This is a genomic window from Qipengyuania citrea (assembly GCF_009828015.1).
Lineage (GTDB): Bacteria > Pseudomonadota > Alphaproteobacteria > Sphingomonadales > Sphingomonadaceae > Qipengyuania > Qipengyuania citrea.
This window is the reverse complement of record NZ_WTYG01000002.1, coordinates 78,716-93,841: the sequence shown is the minus strand read 5'-3', so window position 1 is coordinate 93,841 and position 15,126 is coordinate 78,716. Positions and strand designations below refer to the sequence as shown.

Sequence of the window (15,126 nt, the reverse complement as noted above, 5' to 3'; positions counted from 1 at the left end):
GGACCCTACGTGAACAAGCTTGCCCTCCTCCTGCCCCTCGCCCTGCTCGCAGCCTGCGGCGAAGAACCCGCCGCCCAGACTGCGCCCGAACAGGTCGTGACGCCCGAACCGATCGAAACCCTGCCCGCGCCCGACCAGGCGTTGCTGACGGAAAAATACGCCGAAGCCTGCCCGGACGAGGAACCGATCAACACCGCGATGTGCAAGCGCGCCGGCATGGGTTCGCCCGACGTCGTGTGCGAGTTCGGCCTCGGCGACGACGAATATCTGCGCAACAAGGCGACACTCACTGCTGGCGAAGGCGAATGGACCTTCGCCGATCCGGAAAATGTCTGCGTCGGTTAAGACGCGATAAACCCCAAGTCAGGACATAGATCATGGCCACCGCACCCGTACTCAACAAATCGCCCAACGGCACCATCAGCCAGGTTATCGGCGCCGTCGTCGACGTGCAGTTCGAAGGCGAACTGCCCGCCATCCTGACCGCGCTCGAAACGAAGAACGGCGACAACACGCTGGTCCTCGAAGTGGCGCAGCACCTCGGTGAAAACACCGTTCGCACGATCGCCATGGACGGCACCGACGGCCTCGTCCGCGGCCAGGAAGTCGTCAACACCGGCGCGCAGATCTCGGTCCCGGTCGGTCCGAAGACGCTTGGCCGCATCATGAACGTCATCGGCGAGCCGATCGACGAACGCGGCCCGGTCGGCGCCGACCAGACGATGCCGATCCACGCCGAGGCCCCGCTGTTCGTCGACCAGTCGACCGACGCGGCCATCCTCGTCACCGGGATCAAGGTCATCGACCTGCTCGCGCCCTATGCACGCGGCGGCAAGATCGGCCTGTTCGGCGGTGCCGGCGTCGGCAAGACCGTGCTGATCCAGGAACTGATCAACAACATCGCCAAGGGCCATGGCGGCGTGTCCGTCTTCGCCGGTGTCGGTGAACGGACCCGCGAGGGTAACGACCTCTACCACGAATTCCTCGACGCCGGCGTTATCGCCAAGGACGCCGACGGCAACGCCATCTCGGAAGGTTCGAAGGTTGCGCTGGTGTTCGGCCAGATGAACGAACCTCCGGGCGCACGTGCCCGCGTTGCTCTGTCGGGCCTGACCATGGCGGAATACTTCCGCGACGTCGAAGGCCAGGACGTGCTGTTCTTCGTCGACAACATCTTCCGCTTCACGCAGGCGGGTTCGGAAGTGTCCGCATTGCTCGGCCGCATTCCTTCGGCCGTGGGTTACCAGCCGACGCTGTCGACCGACATGGGTAACCTGCAGGAACGCATCACCTCGACCAACAAGGGTTCGATCACCTCGGTCCAGGCCATCTACGTTCCCGCCGACGACCTTACCGACCCGGCCCCGGCCACCTCGTTCGCCCACCTCGACGCGACCACCACGCTCAACCGTGCGATCTCGGAACTGGGTATCTACCCGGCCGTCGACCCGCTCGACTCGACCAGCCGCGTGCTCGAACCGCGCGTTGTCGGCGAGGAGCATTACAACACCGCCCGCCGCGTCCAGGAAACGCTGCAGAAGTACAAGAGCCTCCAGGACATCATCGCCATCCTGGGCATGGACGAGCTGTCGGAAGAAGATAAGCTGACCGTGGCCCGTGCGCGCAAGATCCAGAAGTTCCTGTCGCAGCCGTTCCACGTCGCCGAGGTGTTCACCAACATTCCCGGCCAGTTCGTCCAGCTCGAAGACACGGTCGCCTCGTTCAAGGCGGTGGTCGACGGCGAATACGATCACCTGCCCGAAGCGGCCTTCTACATGGTCGGCGGCATCGACCAGGCGGTCGAAAAGGCCAAGAAGCTGGCCGAGGAATCGTAAGCACATGGCTCTCCGCTTCGAACTCGTCACACCGGCGAAGCTGGTCCGTTCCGAGGATGTCCACATGGTGGTCGTCCCAGGCTCGGAAGGCGAATTCGGTGTGCTCGAAGGCCATGCGCCGCTGATGTCGACGATCCGCGACGGCGCGGTGCAGGTCTACAAGACCGAAGGCGCCGAACCCGAAACGATCGAAGTCCGCGGCGGCTTTGCCGAGGTCGGCGAAAACGGGCTGACGGTCCTCGCCGAACACGTCGAAGGCTGACCCTTTAACCATACAGCACCTTACAAAGGGCGGCCCACGGGTCGCCCTTTTCGTTTGCAGCAGCCTGCGCTGTGGCAACCGATAATTAACCACAAGCTGCGAGGACCGTTTCCGCATGCATGCGGGAAGACATTCGGTCCGATGACGGCAATCAGCTTCGATATGGCACAAGCGCCGCCGACGCGGCGCCATGCAGCGCGTGGTCTGTGGCTGGTCCTGTTTCTCGCACTGTTCGCGCTGGCCGTGCGGTTTCCATTCCTTGGCGATCACAATGCCGACATCGACGAACAACTCTATGCGCTGATCGGCAGCCAGATGTGGCAGGGCCAGTTGCCCTTCGTGGACCTGTGGGACCGCAAGCCCTTCGGTCTCTTCGCATTGTTCGGCCTTGCCGATGCCACCGGGCTGCCCGCCCCGTGGTCGTACCAGTTGCTCGCGACGGGCTTCATAGTGCTGGGCGCCGTGCTGCTGCGCAATCTGGCCATCCATTTGACGGACAGCGTCACCGCAAGCGCGGCCGCGGTTCTCTATATCGTGCTGATGACGATCTATGGCTCGCATTCGGCACAAAGCGAGATCTACCATGTCCCGGCCATGCTAGGGATGGCATTGCTGGTCCGCGATACGGGCCACCCTCAGGCCTTGCAGCGTGCGCTCCTTGCAATGGTGATCGGCGGTCTGGCGCTGCAGGTGAAGTACACCGTCGTGCCACAATGCGTTTTCTTCGGGCTTTGGGCGCTGTGGGGGCAGTACCGCTCGGGGCGATCGCTGGCGCAGCTGTCGGCGGTCGGCATCGCGTTCGCTGCACTGGGTCTGGCGCCCACGCTTCTCGTCGGGCTGTTCTATTTCGCCGTCGGCGGATGGGACCAATTCTGGTTCGCCAATTTCGTCAGTTTCTTCCTGCGCGAACCTGCCCCCATGGGGCGGTTTGCAGAACGGCATACGCTCTTCCTGATGCCGCTCGTCGTGCTTGCTCTCGCCGGGTTCTACGCAAGCCTGCGCATGTCTCCTCCCGCCGATCGGCGGAGCTATCGGTTCTTTTGCGCCATGCTCGGTGCTTCGGTCGCAACCGTATTTCTGCCGTCGACCGTCTATGCCTATTACTTCGCCGCGCTGGTCCCCGGGGTGCTGCTGGTCGCCCTGCCCTTCCTTCACCGCCAAGGACCGGCGGGGCTGGCCCCACTGGCCGCGGCGACCGTGGCCTGCATCGGGTTGCTCTATCTGCCCGAACGCTACGAAGCCTCCCAGAACCACCGCGAAGCGATGGATGGACTGGTCGCCGCGATCCAGCCGCATGTCGATGAACAGGAAGCCTGTCTGTGGGTCTTCGACGGTCCTACAGCGCTCTATAGCGCTACCGGCAGTTGCCTTCCCACCCGGCTGATCTACCCCGACCATCTCAACAACGCGCTCGAGCGCAATTCTCTCGAGGTGCGCCAGATCGACGAGGTCCGCCGTATTCTCGATACCGGTCCGCCGGTGGTCGTGACCGCCGACCGGCCATTCACCCAGCAGAACCTGGAAACGCTCGACTACGTTGAGACCACGCTGCCGCAAGGGTACATCGTGATCGCCGAAGAACGCATCCATGACCGCGGACTCGCAGTATGGCTTCGGCGTGATCTTCTTTCCACCAGCCGGTGACCGGGAAGGGCTTGTCGCCGGCCTGACGCCGGGGCAGAACCTGCTCCAGCAAATCTGGAGAGCTGCCCTTGAAACTCGCATCCGCGCTGGCCATTGCCACTGCCATGACCATTGCAAGCACCACCCCCGTCGCCGCGCAGGACGGCATTCCCGGCCCCGAGCAGGACAGTTACATCTGGCTCGAAGAAGCCCGTAGCGACAAGGCACTCGACTGGGTCCGCGCCGAGAACGAGCGGACGATGGAGCTGCTCGCGGGCGACCCGCGCTACGACGCGGTCAAGGCCGAGGCGCTGGCGATTTACGATAGCGAAGATCGCATCCCCTATGTCACGATCCGCCCGGACGGCCTGTACAATTTCTGGCAGGACAAGCAGAATCCGCGCGGGCTGGTGCGCCGGACCACGCTGGAAAGCTACCGCTCCGACAACCCGCAATGGGAAACCGTGCTTGACGTCGATGCGCTGGCCGAGGCCGAAGGGCGCGAATGGGTGTACAAGGGCTCGACCTGCCTGCCGCCCGAAGATCGCCTGTGCATGATCGCGCTGAGCGACGGGGGCGAGGATGCCACCGTGCTGCGCGAATTCGACATGGCCACCAAAAGCTTCGTCGAGGGCGGCTTCGTGCTCGACGAGAAGAGCCAGGGCGGGATCGAGTGGATCGATGCCGATACGCTGCTGGTGGGCCGCGATTTCGGCGAAGGCACGCTGACCGAGAGCCAGTATCCGCGCACAGCGCGCATCTGGAAACGCGGCACGCCGATCGAACAGGCGGAAGAGATCTGGCGCGGCGAGGAAGCCGATGTCTGGTCGGGCGCGGCGTTGCTGCGCGATCACACGGGCGAGGTTCACGGCACCTATGCCTTCCGCGCGGTCAGCTTCCACGAAACCGAATATTTCTGGCAGCATGACGGCGAATGGCTCCGGCTGGAGCTGCCGCTCAAGGCCTCGCCCTACGGCCTGATCGATGGCCAGCTCCTGTTCTCGACCGATGTCGACTGGGAAGTCGGCGGCCAGACCTTCCCGGCCGATGCGCTGGTGTCGGTCGATCTCGAACAGTTCAAGACCGATCCTAATGGCGCGCCCAAGACACTGGTCTGGGCCCCGCAGGACAAGCAGACCAAGCAGGGCGCGGCGAACACCGCCGAGAGCCTTTACGTCAGCCTGCTCGACAACGTTCGCGGCCGGGTGCTCAAGTTCGACCACGTCAATGGCGAATGGGTCTCGAGCGAGATCGAGCTGCCCGACAATTCGACCCTCGATGTGGCTGCCGCATCGGAAGGGTCGGACGAAATCATGTATTCGGTCACCGACTTCCTCACCCCGTCGCGGCTATATTATTCGGACGGCAGCGGCGCGCCCGAAGTGATCAAGACCTCGCCGAGCTATTTCGACGCCGAAGGCATGGAAGTCGAACAATACGAGGCGACCAGCGCGGACGGGACCGAGATCCCCTACTTCCTCGTCAAGCCCAAGGGCATGGTGATGGACGCGAGCAATCCGACATTGCTGACCGGTTACGGCGGCTTCCAAGTGCCGCGCCTGCCCTCCTACCTCGGTTCGATCGGCAAGATCTGGCTCGAACGCGGCGGCGCCTACATCCTCGGCAACATGCGCGGCGGTGGCGAATTCGGCCCTGGCTGGCACCAGAGCGCGATCCGCGAGAACAAGCAGCGCACCTGGGACGATTTCCTCGCGATTGCCGAAGACGCGGTCGCGCGCGGGATCACCAGTCCCGACCATCTCGGCATCCAGGGCGGTTCGCAGGGCGGATTGCTGGTGGGCACCGCCTTCACCCAGCGTCCCGACCTGTTCAACGCGGCGATCGTGCAAATCCCGCTGTTCGACATGCTGCGGTATCACGTGATCGGGCGCGGCGCGTCGTGGACGGGCGAATATGGCGATCCGCGCATCGACGAGCAGCGCGCCTGGATCGAGCCCTATTCACCCTATCAGAAGCTGCTCGAGGGCAAGGACTACCCCGCGCCCTTCTTCTGGGCCTCGACCGCCGACGACCGCACGCACCCGGCGCATGCGCGCAAGGGCGCCGCGCGGGTCAAGGAACTGGGGCAGGAGTATTACTACTTCGAGGACATGACCGGCGGCCATTCGGGCGGCGTCGACAACGAACAGCGCGCCAAGATCCAGGCGCTGCAGATGGTCTATCTGCTGCAGCGACTGGCGGACTGATCAGCGCGGCCTGCGCGTCGGGGCGTGGAAATCGGGCGGCTTGTCGGCCACCCATTCCACGAACCGCGCGAGGGCCTCGTCGGTAAGCAGCGCGTCGCGGTCGGTGCCGATCCGCGCCAGCTGCGCATTGGTGAAATTGGCGTGGATCGCGCGGTGGCAGATCGGGTGCACCGGCACGGTCATGCGCCCCTTTTTCGCCTTGGGCACGAGATGATGCTGCTGGACTTTGCGCCCGAGCGCGCGCCCGCACAGCCAGCAGTTATCGGGTTCGGCGTTCGGCGAGGTCGGTCTCCCAGCTGAAAAGATCGTCGGCGCGGGGGAAATGGGCTTCGGCAAGATCGTAGTCGATTGCCGCGACATCGGGATCGTCGCATAGCTGGATGCCGATCACCTCTTTATCTTCGAGCACGATCACGCCGTCGCTGATGGCCGGGTCGTTCGGTTCGCCGGCAGCGAAATTGGTCCGCACGATGCGGCTGAAGACGACATAGCTCGTATCGCCGCTGGCAAAGGCAACCTGCGCTTCGCCGCCGCCGGAATAGGGCACGCTGGCCCAGCGCCCGCCGCTGAGGACCAGCTCGGGCTCGCCGTCACCGAAGCGGTATTCGGCATCGCCCCTCCCCGTGCCCGTGCCGCAAATGGCAATCCGCTTGCCGCCTGCAACCTTGCACGAAAACACCTCGGCTTCGCCCGAAGCGCATTCGACCGTCCGGCCGGGCGAACCTGACGCAGCTGTTACCGGTACCGGCGAGAGGGGCCCAGCAGGCGGCGGCGCCTGTTCGGCGCGCTGCTCCACTGGTTCACCATCATTTCCCGCGCCGGCACTGCCACAGGACGCGAGCAACAGGGTGCAGCCGAGCAGCGCCCTCACTTCCTGTCCGCCGCCTTCTTCTTTTTCATCGCATCGTGGAAACGGTCGGCCCAGCCGGGTTTAACCACCTGTTCGCCGCGCACCATGCGCAGATCGCCATCGCCGACATCGCGGCTGACCGCGCTGCCTGCAGCGACGATTGCATCGGTCCCGATCCGCACCGGCGCGATCAGTGCGCTGTTCGAACCGATGAACGCGCGTTCGCCGATCACGGTCTTGTGCTTGAAATAGCCATCGTAATTGCAGGTAATCGTGCCCGCGCCGATATTCGCGCCCGCGCCGACCTCGGCATCACCGAGATAAGTCAGGTGGCTGGCCTTGGCCCCCTCGCCCAGCGTGGCCTGCTTCATCTCGACGAAATTGCCGACGAAGCTGTCCTTTTCCATTACCGCGCCGGGCCGCAGGCGGGCATAGGGACCGACCGAGCACCCTTCCCCAACGCGCGCCCCCTCGAGATGGCTGAACGCGCGGATTCGCGCGCCGCGGGCGACGCTGACACCGGGGCCAAAGACCACGTGCGGTTCGACCGTCACATCGGCGGCAAGGTCGGTATCCCAGCTGAAGAACACCGTGTCGGGCGCGGTCAGCGTGACGCCTTCGGTCATCGCTTCCTCGCGCTTGAGCTCCTGCCATTGCGCTTCAGCGCGGGCGAGTTCGGCGCGGCTGTTGATGCCGGTGACCTCGGCGGGCGTGTCGGCGGATACGACCGCGCAGCTATCGCCGTCCGCATTGGCGATGTTGACGATGTCGACGAGGTAATATTCGCCCTGCGCATTGTCGTTGCCCACGCGGCGGAGCAGCTCGAACATGTCGGCGCTGCGCGCTGCCATGACGCCCGAATTGCACAGGCGGCAGGCGCGCTCCTCCTCGCTCGCATCCTTGAATTCGACCATCTTGTCGATCCGCCCGTCGGCATCGGCGATGACTCGCCCGTAATGTCCCGGATCGTCGGGTTCGAAGCCCAATACCACGACTTTCGGCCGATCCTCGGCATGCAGACGGTCGAGCATGGCCTGCATCGTCTCGCCCTTCACGAAGGGCACATCGCCATACAGCACCAGCACATCGCCGCTGTGATCCGCCAGGCTCTCCTCGGCCTGCTGGACCGCGTGTCCCGTACCCAGCTGCGGTTCCTGCAGGCAGGTTTCGGCGCTGCCGGCCAGCGCATTTTCGAGCTGGTCGCGCCCCGCGCCCACCACCACGACCTTCTTGGCTGGTTGCAGCGCATCGACGGTCGCCAGCAGGTGGTCGAGCATCGGGCGACCGGCAATCGGGTGCAGGACCTTGTGCAGATCGCTTTTCATACGGGTGCCCTTGCCCGCGGCAAGGACGATGGCGGCGAAATCGCGTGTCATGTTCATGCGCGGTGCCTTGCCACCATTCGCTTGCAGTTTGAAGAACCTTCCGCCACCGCCGCTGCCATGAGCGACCTGCCCTTTTCCATCATCGGTTTCGATCTCGACGGAACGCTGCTAGAAACCCACCGCGACCTTGGCGCGGCAGTCAATCACGCGCTTGACCTCGGCGGCTTCGCGCCGGTCCCGGCGGACCACGCCAGCGACCTCATCGGCGGCGGCGCAAAGATCATGCTGCAGCGCGCGGTGGACGAGCAGGGCGGCCTGCCCGACGACGAATTCCGCAAGCTCTACAAGGCGATGCTGGCCTATTACGCGGACAACAACGCGGTCCACACGCAGCCCTACCCGCATGCCCGCGAAACGCTCGCCCTGCTGCGCGAACGCGATATCGCGATGGTGGTGGTGACCAACAAGTTCGAAAGCTTCGCGCGGCAGATCCTCGCTGCGCTCGACCTCGCCGATCATTTCGTCGCGATCATCGGCGGCGATACCATGGGCAAGGGCAAGGCCAAGCCCGCGCCGGACCCGATCTTCGAAGCGCAGCGGCGCGGCGGCGGCGGCAGCCTCGCCTTTGTCGGCGATAGCTCGTATGACGTTGCCGCAGCGCGCGCCGCCCGCGTCCCCGTGATCGGCGCGCGCTACGGCTATTGCGACAAGCCGCGCGGTGAGCTGGGCGCCGATGCGGAGATCGATTCGCTGGCGGAACTGGTTCCGGCGCTGGCCAGGCTGGGCTGAGCGGGCCGCCGCTACGGAACGGCGGCCCGCCATACCCGGTGTTGCAAGTGCGAAGCGAACATGCCACCCAGCCGCGCAATTGACCTTTACGTAAACGATAAAGCAGGAGCAGCCCCATGAGCATCGATTTCAAGGACAAGGTAGCCATCGTAACCGGCGCAGGCGGCGGTCTGGGCCGCGAATACGCGCTCGAACTCGCCCGCCGCGGTGCCAAGGTCGTGGTCAACGATCTCGGCGGTTCGCGCGACGGCACCGGCCATTCCGACATGGCACTGCAGGTGGTCGAGGAAATCGAGAAGGCCGGCGGCGAAGCCGTTTCGAACGGCGGCTCGGTCACCGAATACGAACAGATGGAAAAGATGGTTGCCGACGCCAAGCAGAAGTGGGGCGGCGTCCACGTCGTCATCAACAATGCCGGCGTGCTGCGCGACAAGACCTTCGCCAAGATGACGATGGATGATTTCGAGTTCGTCGTCGACGTCCACCTCAACGGTTCGGCAAACGTCACCAAGGCGGTATGGGAAACCATGCGCGAGCAGGCCTATGGCCGCGTGCTGATGACCGCTTCGTCGACCGGCCTGTTCGGCAATTTCGGCCAGGCCAACTACGGTGCCGCCAAGCTCGGCCTCGCCGGCCTGACGAAGACGCTGCAGCTCGAAGGCGCCAAGTACAACATCAAGGTCAACACGATCTCGCCGGTGGCGGGCACCCGCATGACCGAAGACCTCTTCCCCGAAGAAGCCTTCAAGCTGTTCGACCCGGTGAATGTGGTCCCGGCCGCGCTGTTCCTCGTCAGCGAAGACGCGCCCACCAACGCGATCGTGGGCGCGGGTGCGGGCGGCTTCCACTCGGCCTGGACCGTCATGAACGACGCGGTCTGGCTCACCGATGAAGAGCGCACCGTCGAAGGCTTTGCTGCCAATTGGGACAAGATCAGCGACTTCTCCAACCTCAAGGCCCCACAGTCGGGCAGCGAGCAGTCGGGCGCGATCCTGACCGCGATGCAGAAGGTCACCGGAACCGGCCCCGGCAGCGCCCGCGGCTGATCCGCTTTGCACTATGTTGAGGAAGGGGCTCGTGCTGCGGCGCGGGCCCTTTTCGCATCGGCCGCTGCCTAGCTGTCGACCGTCTTGAGCAGGCGCCGTTCCATTGGCGCGATCACGCCGGGCAATTCGTGACCGCGCTTGAGCACCTGGCCATGTTCGCCGAACAGCGTCCACATGCCCTGTTTGTTGCGCAAGGCGGGGCGTTTCTCGATCCGCGCCTGCGGCCGTTCCGCCGCGCGCCGGAATGCGGCGAACACGGCGCAATCCTTAGTGAAATCCATCGCGTAATCGCGCCACTGCCCGGCTGCGACCATCCGCCCGTAGAGATCGAGGATCCGCGTCAGTTCCTCGCGGCTGAAACCGATCTGCAGCGGCTTGCGACCCGGGAAGGCGACGACCGTATCGCCGAAAGAACCCATCAATCGGCAGTCCCGCTGCGCTGGGCCGGTTCGCGTTCTGCGCGCAGCGCGGCGACTTCGGCGCGCAGTGCCTTCAGCTCGCTGTCGAGCTTCTCGATGCAATCCCGGCTGGGTTCGCACGGATCGTCGCACGGCGTGCCGTAGGGAATGAATTCCTTGAGCCACTGTTCGGCCGGCACCAGCGTGCTGCGCGCCTTGAGGCCGATCATTGTGGCGCCTTCGGGCACTTCGTCGGTTACGACCGCATTGGCACCGATGCGCGCGCGGCGGCCGACCGTGATCGGGCCGATTACCTGCGCGCCCGAGCCGATGATCACCTCGTCCGAGATGGTCGGGTGGCGTTTGCCCCCCTTGCCATTGGCCGGATTGGTGCCGCCCAGCGTCACGCATTGGTAGATCGTCACGTTGTCGCCGATCTCGGCGGTTTCGCCGATCACCGAGAAGCCGTGATCGATAAACAGGTTCTTGCCGATCTTCGCGCCCGGGTGGATATCGATCGCAGTGACCATCCGGCTCCAGTGGTTGACTAGCCGGGCCAGAAAAAACAGCTCCGCTTCGAACAGCCAATGCGCGATGCGGTGGTAGAACACCGCCCAGACACCGGGATAGGTCAGCACTTCCCAGCGGCTGCGGGGAGCCGGATCGCGTGCCTTCACGCTGTCGAGATAGGCGACAAGCCGTTCGAACATGGGCACTATTCTCCCATCGGGAAGCAGTTAAAGCAAGCGTCCCTGGTCCGGGCCCTGCACCGCTTCCAGTGCATCACGCCATACAGATAGGGTGGCGGGAACCTGCCGTTCAAGGCTCAGCCGGTCGATTTCGCCAACGATTTTCTCGATCGCGGCATAGCTGCGTTCCATTCGCGGCACGAGATAGGCGGGTGCACCCTCGCCCAGGACCAGACCGCGCTGGGCGGCATGCGACAGCATGAGGTCGGTCGCCAGCGCATCGTCGGGTGGCCCGATTTCGAGCTGCAATGCAGCCCCCATCCGGCTGCGCAGGTCGGGCAAGGCGATGTCCCAGCCCCCGCCGCCCACCACCAGCAGCAGCGGGATGCCGCTTTCCTGCGCGCGGTTCCAGCGGTGGAAGATCGCGGTCTCGTCAAGCGTTTCGGCATCGTCGATGGCCTCCCCCGCCTGCTGCGCGGCGAACCAGCGCGCGAACAGCGACTTGCCCGCGCGCGGCGGCCCATGGAGGATGGCGGTGCGGAACGGCCAGCTGGCCGGCGCCGCCAGCGCTTCGGCCACTGCGCGGTTCCCCGATCCGATCACGATCGAGGACGGCTCGCCGGCGCCGGCCGGAATCAGCGGAAGAGCGATCTGCGAGGTCATCGCCCGCGAATCAGCGGCTGATGGCGAGCGCGTTGCTGCCCTGGCGGACGGTGAAGCCGCGCGCCCGCAGGGCGTCGGCCAGTTCGCCGATCGAACCGGAATAGCTGACCGTCATCACCGAGGTTCCGCCGATCGCAGTGCTGCGGATGCCCGTTGCCCGCACGCCAGGCGTCCCGCGCACGCTGGAGACCGCGCCGTCGAAACTGGCGGCATCGGGCGTGGCGACCTGCACGGTGTAGAGCGCGACCGATCCTTCGGGTGGCGGCGTCTGGATGGGCGCTGCGGTAATCGCATCGCCGCTTTCGGCAGTGGGCTGCGATGCCGCGGCTGCTGCAGCCTGGTCCTGCGCCCGCAGCGTGCGGCCGAGATCGAGCAGCCGCTGGAGCGCGGGATCGAGTTCGGGCGTGCCGATGTCGAGCGTTGGGTCGGGCCGCAGCTTGCCTTCGGCCAGCGCGAGTTCGAAGATCCGGTCGAAGCGCACCACGGCGCGTTCGAGCATGGTCGGAAGCTCGGCCGGCGATGCAGCGGTCATGTCGAACCCGTCGAGATAGGCGTTGTCGGGGCCAAAACGCGCCGTGAACGTGCCCTCGATCGGCCCGCCGGGATAGGTGTACCGCAGGCTCGCAATGGCGACGAGCACATCGGCAGCGCCGAACTGGTCGAGCGCATTGCGCCACCAGGTGCGGCTGCGGCGTCCGGTCTGGCCATAGGTCAGCAGCAGCGAATCCCCCCCGGCACCCGCCGGGCGGACATAATCGATCCGGCTCTGTCCCGCCTGATAGCCGGCCCAGGCACGCTGCCACGGATTGCGCCGCTCGTAGACCATCTGCGTGCCTGCCGACACGGTCACCGGCAGCAGCAGCATCGGCGCCGAGCGCGTCGCTTCGCCTTCTGAACCGAGATAGCGCGACGCGCGCTGCCGGTCGAACACGACACCGAGTGTGGCGATGTATCGCCTCGGTCCCAGCCGTTCGCGCTCGATGACCACGGCGGAAACCAGGCCGGCGATCTGCGAATCGCTGAGGCTGGGGCCTTCGAGGCGGTCCCAGGCCTTGCGCTGCGCCTCTTCCCAGGCCTGTTCGCGCGCGGCGATGCCGCTTTCGGCACGGACATCGACTTCGATTCCCGACACTTCGATATCGCTGCTCGAGGCCACCGGGGCGATCCCGCGTTCCCCGCCGACTTGCGCCCATACGACCACGCTGAGCGCGCACAGCGTGGCCAGGACCACGGCGAGGATGGCGAAGCGGCGGAACGCAAAGGGGGAGGATATCGATCGGATCATGGGGAAAACAGGGCGCCTTTTGCCGAAAGGCTTCTGGAAATCCAAGCGCGAAAGCGTAAGGCGGGTCAGATGAGTGACCAACCGCGCAGCAGCAGCCCTTCCTACACCTACGAACAGGCGGGTGTTTCGATCGAGGCGGGCAATGCGCTGGTCAAGGCGATCGGGCCGCTGGTGAAGGCCACGATGCGTCCCGGTGCGGATGGCGAGATCGGCGGTTTCGGTGGCTTTTTCGACCCCAGGGCAGCCGGGTACAAGGATCCGCTACTGGTCGCAGGCAATGACGGTGTGGGCACCAAGCTCAAGCTGGCCATCGACAGCGACCGCCACGACACGGTGGGCATCGACCTCGTCGCCATGTGCGTCAACGACCTGATCGTCCAGGGGGCGGAACCGCTGTTCTTCCTCGATTACTTCGCCACCGGCAAGCTGGAAAACGGCGTGGCCGAGCGCGTCATCGCGGGCATCGCCGAGGGCTGCAAACAGGCCGGCTGCGCGCTAATCGGGGGCGAGACCGCCGAAATGCCCGGCATGTACGCCGCGGGCGATTACGACCTCGCCGGGTTCTGCGTCGGCGCGGTCGAGCGCGGCGAACAGCTGACCGGCGAACGCGTCGCGCCCGGCCACCTGCTGCTTGGCCTCGCCAGTTCGGGCGTGCACTCGAACGGTTATTCGCTGGTGAGGCGGCTGGCGCAGGACAAGGGCTGGAAACTCGACCGCCCGGCCCTGTTCGATCGCGACCGCCTGCTGATCGACGCACTGATCGAACCGACGCGGATCTACGTGCGCAGCCTGCTGCCGCTTGTGCGCGACGGGCTGGTCGACGCCATGGCGCATATCACCGGCGGCGGCCTGCTGGAAAACATCCCCCGCGTCCTGCCCGAGGGTGCGCATGCCCATGTCGAAGCCGATGGCTGGGAGCAACCGGGCCTGATGGCGTTCCTCCAGGCCCAGGGGAATATCGAACCCGCCGAAATGGCGCGGACCTTCAATTGCGGGGTAGGGATGGTGCTCGCGGTCGAGCCCGCCAATGCCGAAATCGTTCGCACCCGTCTCGAGGACGCGGGCGAAACCGTGCTGGCTGTGGGCCGCATCGAGGCGGGCGACAAGGGATGCAGCGTGCACGGCACGGCCGGCACCTGGGCCGCGCGCGAGGACTGGTCGGCGGCGCATCTTGCCTGACCACGCGACGGCCACCGCCAAGGTCGCCGTGTTCGTGTCGGGCACGGGCACCAATATGGCGGCGCTGCTTTATGCCAGCCGCCTGCCCGGTTCGCCCTATGAAATCGCACTTGTCGCAGCCAACGATCCCGCCGCCCCCGCGCTTGCGCTGGCCCGGGCCGAAGGGGTCCCCACCTTCGCGCTGGCACACGCGGGCATGGCCCGCGAAGACCACGATGCGGCCATGGAACGGGCGGCGCGCGATGCCGGTGCGCAATATATCGTGCTGGCGGGGTACATGCGCATCCTGACGCCCGGCTTCGTCGGGCGCTGGGAGGGACGCATGCTCAATATCCACCCCTCGCTGCTGCCCGCCTATCCCGGGCTCGATACGCATGCGCGCGCGATTGCGGCGGGCGATAGCTACGGCGGGACCAGCGTCCACCTGGTGACCGAAGAGCTCGATGCGGGCGAAATCCTCGGCCAGATCGCGATTGCGATCCAGCCCGGCGACACACCCGCTGCGCTGGCCGCCCGCGTCCGGCTGGCCGAGCACCAGCTCTATCCCCGCGTTCTGGCCGATTACGTTTCGCGCTGGAACGACCCGCAACACCTGCTGGCCCGCGTGCGTACGCTGGCGCTGGCGTTGCCGCAAACACATGAGCGCGAAAGTCACGGTGCGCCGGGCTTTCGGGTCGGGACCGAGAAATCGGGCAAGTTCTTCGCCCATTTCTCCGACCGGCATCACGGCGCCCCCCACGTCTCGCTGCTGGTGAAATGCGCGGGGCTGGACGAGCTGGAAACCCTGGTCGAGGCACAGCCGCATGCCTATCACAAGCCGGCCTATTACGGCGCCAGTGGATGGATCGGCGTCATCCTCAACCGGGCGGACCTCGACTGGGACGATGCCGCCCACTGGCTGCGGCGCAGCTGGCAGCAGGTAGCCCCGAAGAGCATCGCCGGCCTGCTCGACACCGCGGACGCTTCCTGAGCACG

At 65.6% G+C, this 15,126-nt stretch carries 16 protein-coding genes; 9 read left to right on the top strand and 7 right to left on the bottom strand.

The window, feature by feature from the left end:
• Positions 1–9: 9 nt before the first annotated feature.
• The 5 genes from GRI55_RS05890 to GRI55_RS05870 all read left to right on the top strand — a co-directional run bounded on the left by GRI55_RS05890 (position 10) and on the right by GRI55_RS05870 (position 5,927).
• Entirely contained in the window at positions 10–345 is a 336-nt protein-coding gene (locus tag GRI55_RS05890; protein ID WP_050600270.1) for a hypothetical protein, read from the top strand.
• 32 nt (positions 346–377) lie between these two features.
• A complete protein-coding gene (atpD, locus tag GRI55_RS05885) occupies positions 378–1,835 on the top strand; it encodes a F0F1 ATP synthase subunit beta (RefSeq protein WP_050600269.1) in 1,458 nt (485 codons plus the stop codon).
• A gap of 4 nt (positions 1,836–1,839) precedes the next feature.
• Positions 1,840–2,097: an ATP synthase F1 subunit epsilon gene (locus GRI55_RS05880; RefSeq protein WP_050600268.1), complete on the top strand. Its 258-nt coding sequence runs from the start codon at positions 1,840–1,842 to the stop codon at positions 2,095–2,097.
• A 141-nt stretch (positions 2,098–2,238) separates the two neighbouring features.
• Entirely contained in the window at positions 2,239–3,741 is a 1,503-nt protein-coding gene (locus GRI55_RS05875; protein WP_160766545.1) for an ArnT family glycosyltransferase, read from the top strand.
• Between the two features lie 68 nt (positions 3,742–3,809).
• Positions 3,810–5,927: a prolyl oligopeptidase family serine peptidase gene (locus GRI55_RS05870; RefSeq protein WP_307019540.1), complete on the top strand. Its 2,118-nt coding sequence runs from the start codon at positions 3,810–3,812 to the stop codon at positions 5,925–5,927.
• Here the strand turns inward: GRI55_RS05870 and GRI55_RS15305 are convergent, their stop codons facing one another.
• From GRI55_RS15305 to glmU, 3 genes are all read right to left on the bottom strand, one after another.
• Positions 5,928–6,110 (bottom strand): hypothetical protein, encoded by a 183-nt coding sequence (locus GRI55_RS15305; protein ID WP_370873251.1) that lies wholly within the window; start codon positions 6,108–6,110, stop codon positions 5,928–5,930.
• A gap of 76 nt (positions 6,111–6,186) precedes the next feature.
• On the bottom strand, positions 6,187–6,723 hold the full coding sequence (locus tag GRI55_RS05860; protein ID WP_160766544.1) for a hypothetical protein: 537 nt from the start codon (positions 6,721–6,723) through the stop codon (positions 6,187–6,189).
• Between the two features lie 71 nt (positions 6,724–6,794).
• Positions 6,795–8,159 (bottom strand): bifunctional UDP-N-acetylglucosamine diphosphorylase/glucosamine-1-phosphate N-acetyltransferase GlmU, encoded by a 1,365-nt coding sequence (gene glmU, locus GRI55_RS05855; RefSeq protein WP_230833457.1) that lies wholly within the window; start codon positions 8,157–8,159, stop codon positions 6,795–6,797.
• Positions 8,160–8,219: 60 nt separating this feature from the next.
• Here glmU and GRI55_RS05850 point away from each other — a divergent pair, with 60 nt between their 5' ends.
• Both GRI55_RS05850 and GRI55_RS05845 read left to right on the top strand, forming a co-directional pair.
• Positions 8,220–8,891 (top strand): HAD-IA family hydrolase, encoded by a 672-nt coding sequence (locus GRI55_RS05850; RefSeq protein WP_063505252.1) that lies wholly within the window; start codon positions 8,220–8,222, stop codon positions 8,889–8,891.
• Positions 8,892–9,007: 116 nt separating this feature from the next.
• Positions 9,008–9,937, top strand: coding sequence for an SDR family NAD(P)-dependent oxidoreductase (locus tag GRI55_RS05845; protein ID WP_160766543.1), 930 nt, complete (start codon positions 9,008–9,010; stop codon positions 9,935–9,937).
• Positions 9,938–10,005: 68 nt separating this feature from the next.
• Here the strand turns inward: GRI55_RS05845 and GRI55_RS05840 are convergent, their stop codons facing one another.
• Genes GRI55_RS05840 through GRI55_RS05825 form a run of 4 tightly spaced genes read right to left on the bottom strand, consistent with a single transcriptional unit; the run spans position 10,006 to position 12,972 of the window.
• Positions 10,006–10,356 (bottom strand): DUF2794 domain-containing protein, encoded by a 351-nt coding sequence (locus tag GRI55_RS05840; protein ID WP_063505254.1) that lies wholly within the window; start codon positions 10,354–10,356, stop codon positions 10,006–10,008.
• Positions 10,356–11,045 carry a serine O-acetyltransferase EpsC gene (gene epsC, locus GRI55_RS05835; RefSeq protein WP_160766542.1) on the bottom strand — a complete coding sequence of 230 codons (690 nt, stop codon included), beginning with the start codon at positions 11,043–11,045 and terminating at the stop codon, positions 10,356–10,358. Before epsC ends, GRI55_RS05840 begins: the two co-directional genes overlap by 1 nt.
• A gap of 27 nt (positions 11,046–11,072) precedes the next feature.
• Complete coding sequence (locus tag GRI55_RS05830) at positions 11,073–11,687, bottom strand: P-loop NTPase family protein (RefSeq protein ID WP_160766541.1); 615 nt, start codon at positions 11,685–11,687, stop codon at positions 11,073–11,075.
• Between the two features lie 10 nt (positions 11,688–11,697).
• A complete protein-coding gene (locus GRI55_RS05825; RefSeq protein WP_160766540.1) occupies positions 11,698–12,972 on the bottom strand; it encodes a heavy-metal-associated domain-containing protein in 1,275 nt (424 codons plus the stop codon).
• Between the two features lie 69 nt (positions 12,973–13,041).
• Here GRI55_RS05825 and purM point away from each other — a divergent pair, with 69 nt between their 5' ends.
• Together purM and purN are read left to right on the top strand one after the other, a co-directional pair.
• Positions 13,042–14,151 (top strand): phosphoribosylformylglycinamidine cyclo-ligase, encoded by a 1,110-nt coding sequence (gene purM / locus GRI55_RS05820; RefSeq protein ID WP_160766539.1) that lies wholly within the window; start codon positions 13,042–13,044, stop codon positions 14,149–14,151.
• Positions 14,144–15,121 (top strand): phosphoribosylglycinamide formyltransferase, encoded by a 978-nt coding sequence (purN, locus tag GRI55_RS05815; RefSeq protein ID WP_269149431.1) that lies wholly within the window; start codon positions 14,144–14,146, stop codon positions 15,119–15,121. The genes purM and purN overlap by 8 nt, the downstream gene beginning before the upstream one ends.
• The last annotated feature ends 5 nt before the right edge of the window (positions 15,122–15,126 follow it).

Coding starts and splice junctions, on each gene's coding strand:
- GRI55_RS15305 (WP_370873251.1), bottom strand. CDS start 6,110: ATGACCGTGCCGGTGCACCCGATCTGCCACCGCGCGATCCACGCCAAT.
- glmU (WP_230833457.1), bottom strand. CDS start 8,159: ATGAACATGACACGCGATTTCGCCGCCATCGTCCTTGCCGCGGGCAAG.
- atpD (WP_050600269.1), top strand. CDS start 378: ATGGCCACCGCACCCGTACTCAACAAATCGCCCAACGGCACCATCAGC.
- GRI55_RS05880 (WP_050600268.1), top strand. CDS start 1,840: ATGGCTCTCCGCTTCGAACTCGTCACACCGGCGAAGCTGGTCCGTTCC.
- GRI55_RS05845 (WP_160766543.1), top strand. CDS start 9,008: ATGAGCATCGATTTCAAGGACAAGGTAGCCATCGTAACCGGCGCAGGC.
- purM (WP_160766539.1), top strand. CDS start 13,042: ATGAGTGACCAACCGCGCAGCAGCAGCCCTTCCTACACCTACGAACAG.
- GRI55_RS05850 (WP_063505252.1), top strand. CDS start 8,220: ATGAGCGACCTGCCCTTTTCCATCATCGGTTTCGATCTCGACGGAACG.
- GRI55_RS05875 (WP_160766545.1), top strand. CDS start 2,239: ATGACGGCAATCAGCTTCGATATGGCACAAGCGCCGCCGACGCGGCGC.
- epsC (WP_160766542.1), bottom strand. CDS start 11,045: ATGTTCGAACGGCTTGTCGCCTATCTCGACAGCGTGAAGGCACGCGAT.
- GRI55_RS05825 (WP_160766540.1), bottom strand. CDS start 12,972: ATGATCCGATCGATATCCTCCCCCTTTGCGTTCCGCCGCTTCGCCATC.
- GRI55_RS05840 (WP_063505254.1), bottom strand. CDS start 10,356: ATGGGTTCTTTCGGCGATACGGTCGTCGCCTTCCCGGGTCGCAAGCCG.
- GRI55_RS05830 (WP_160766541.1), bottom strand. CDS start 11,687: ATGACCTCGCAGATCGCTCTTCCGCTGATTCCGGCCGGCGCCGGCGAG.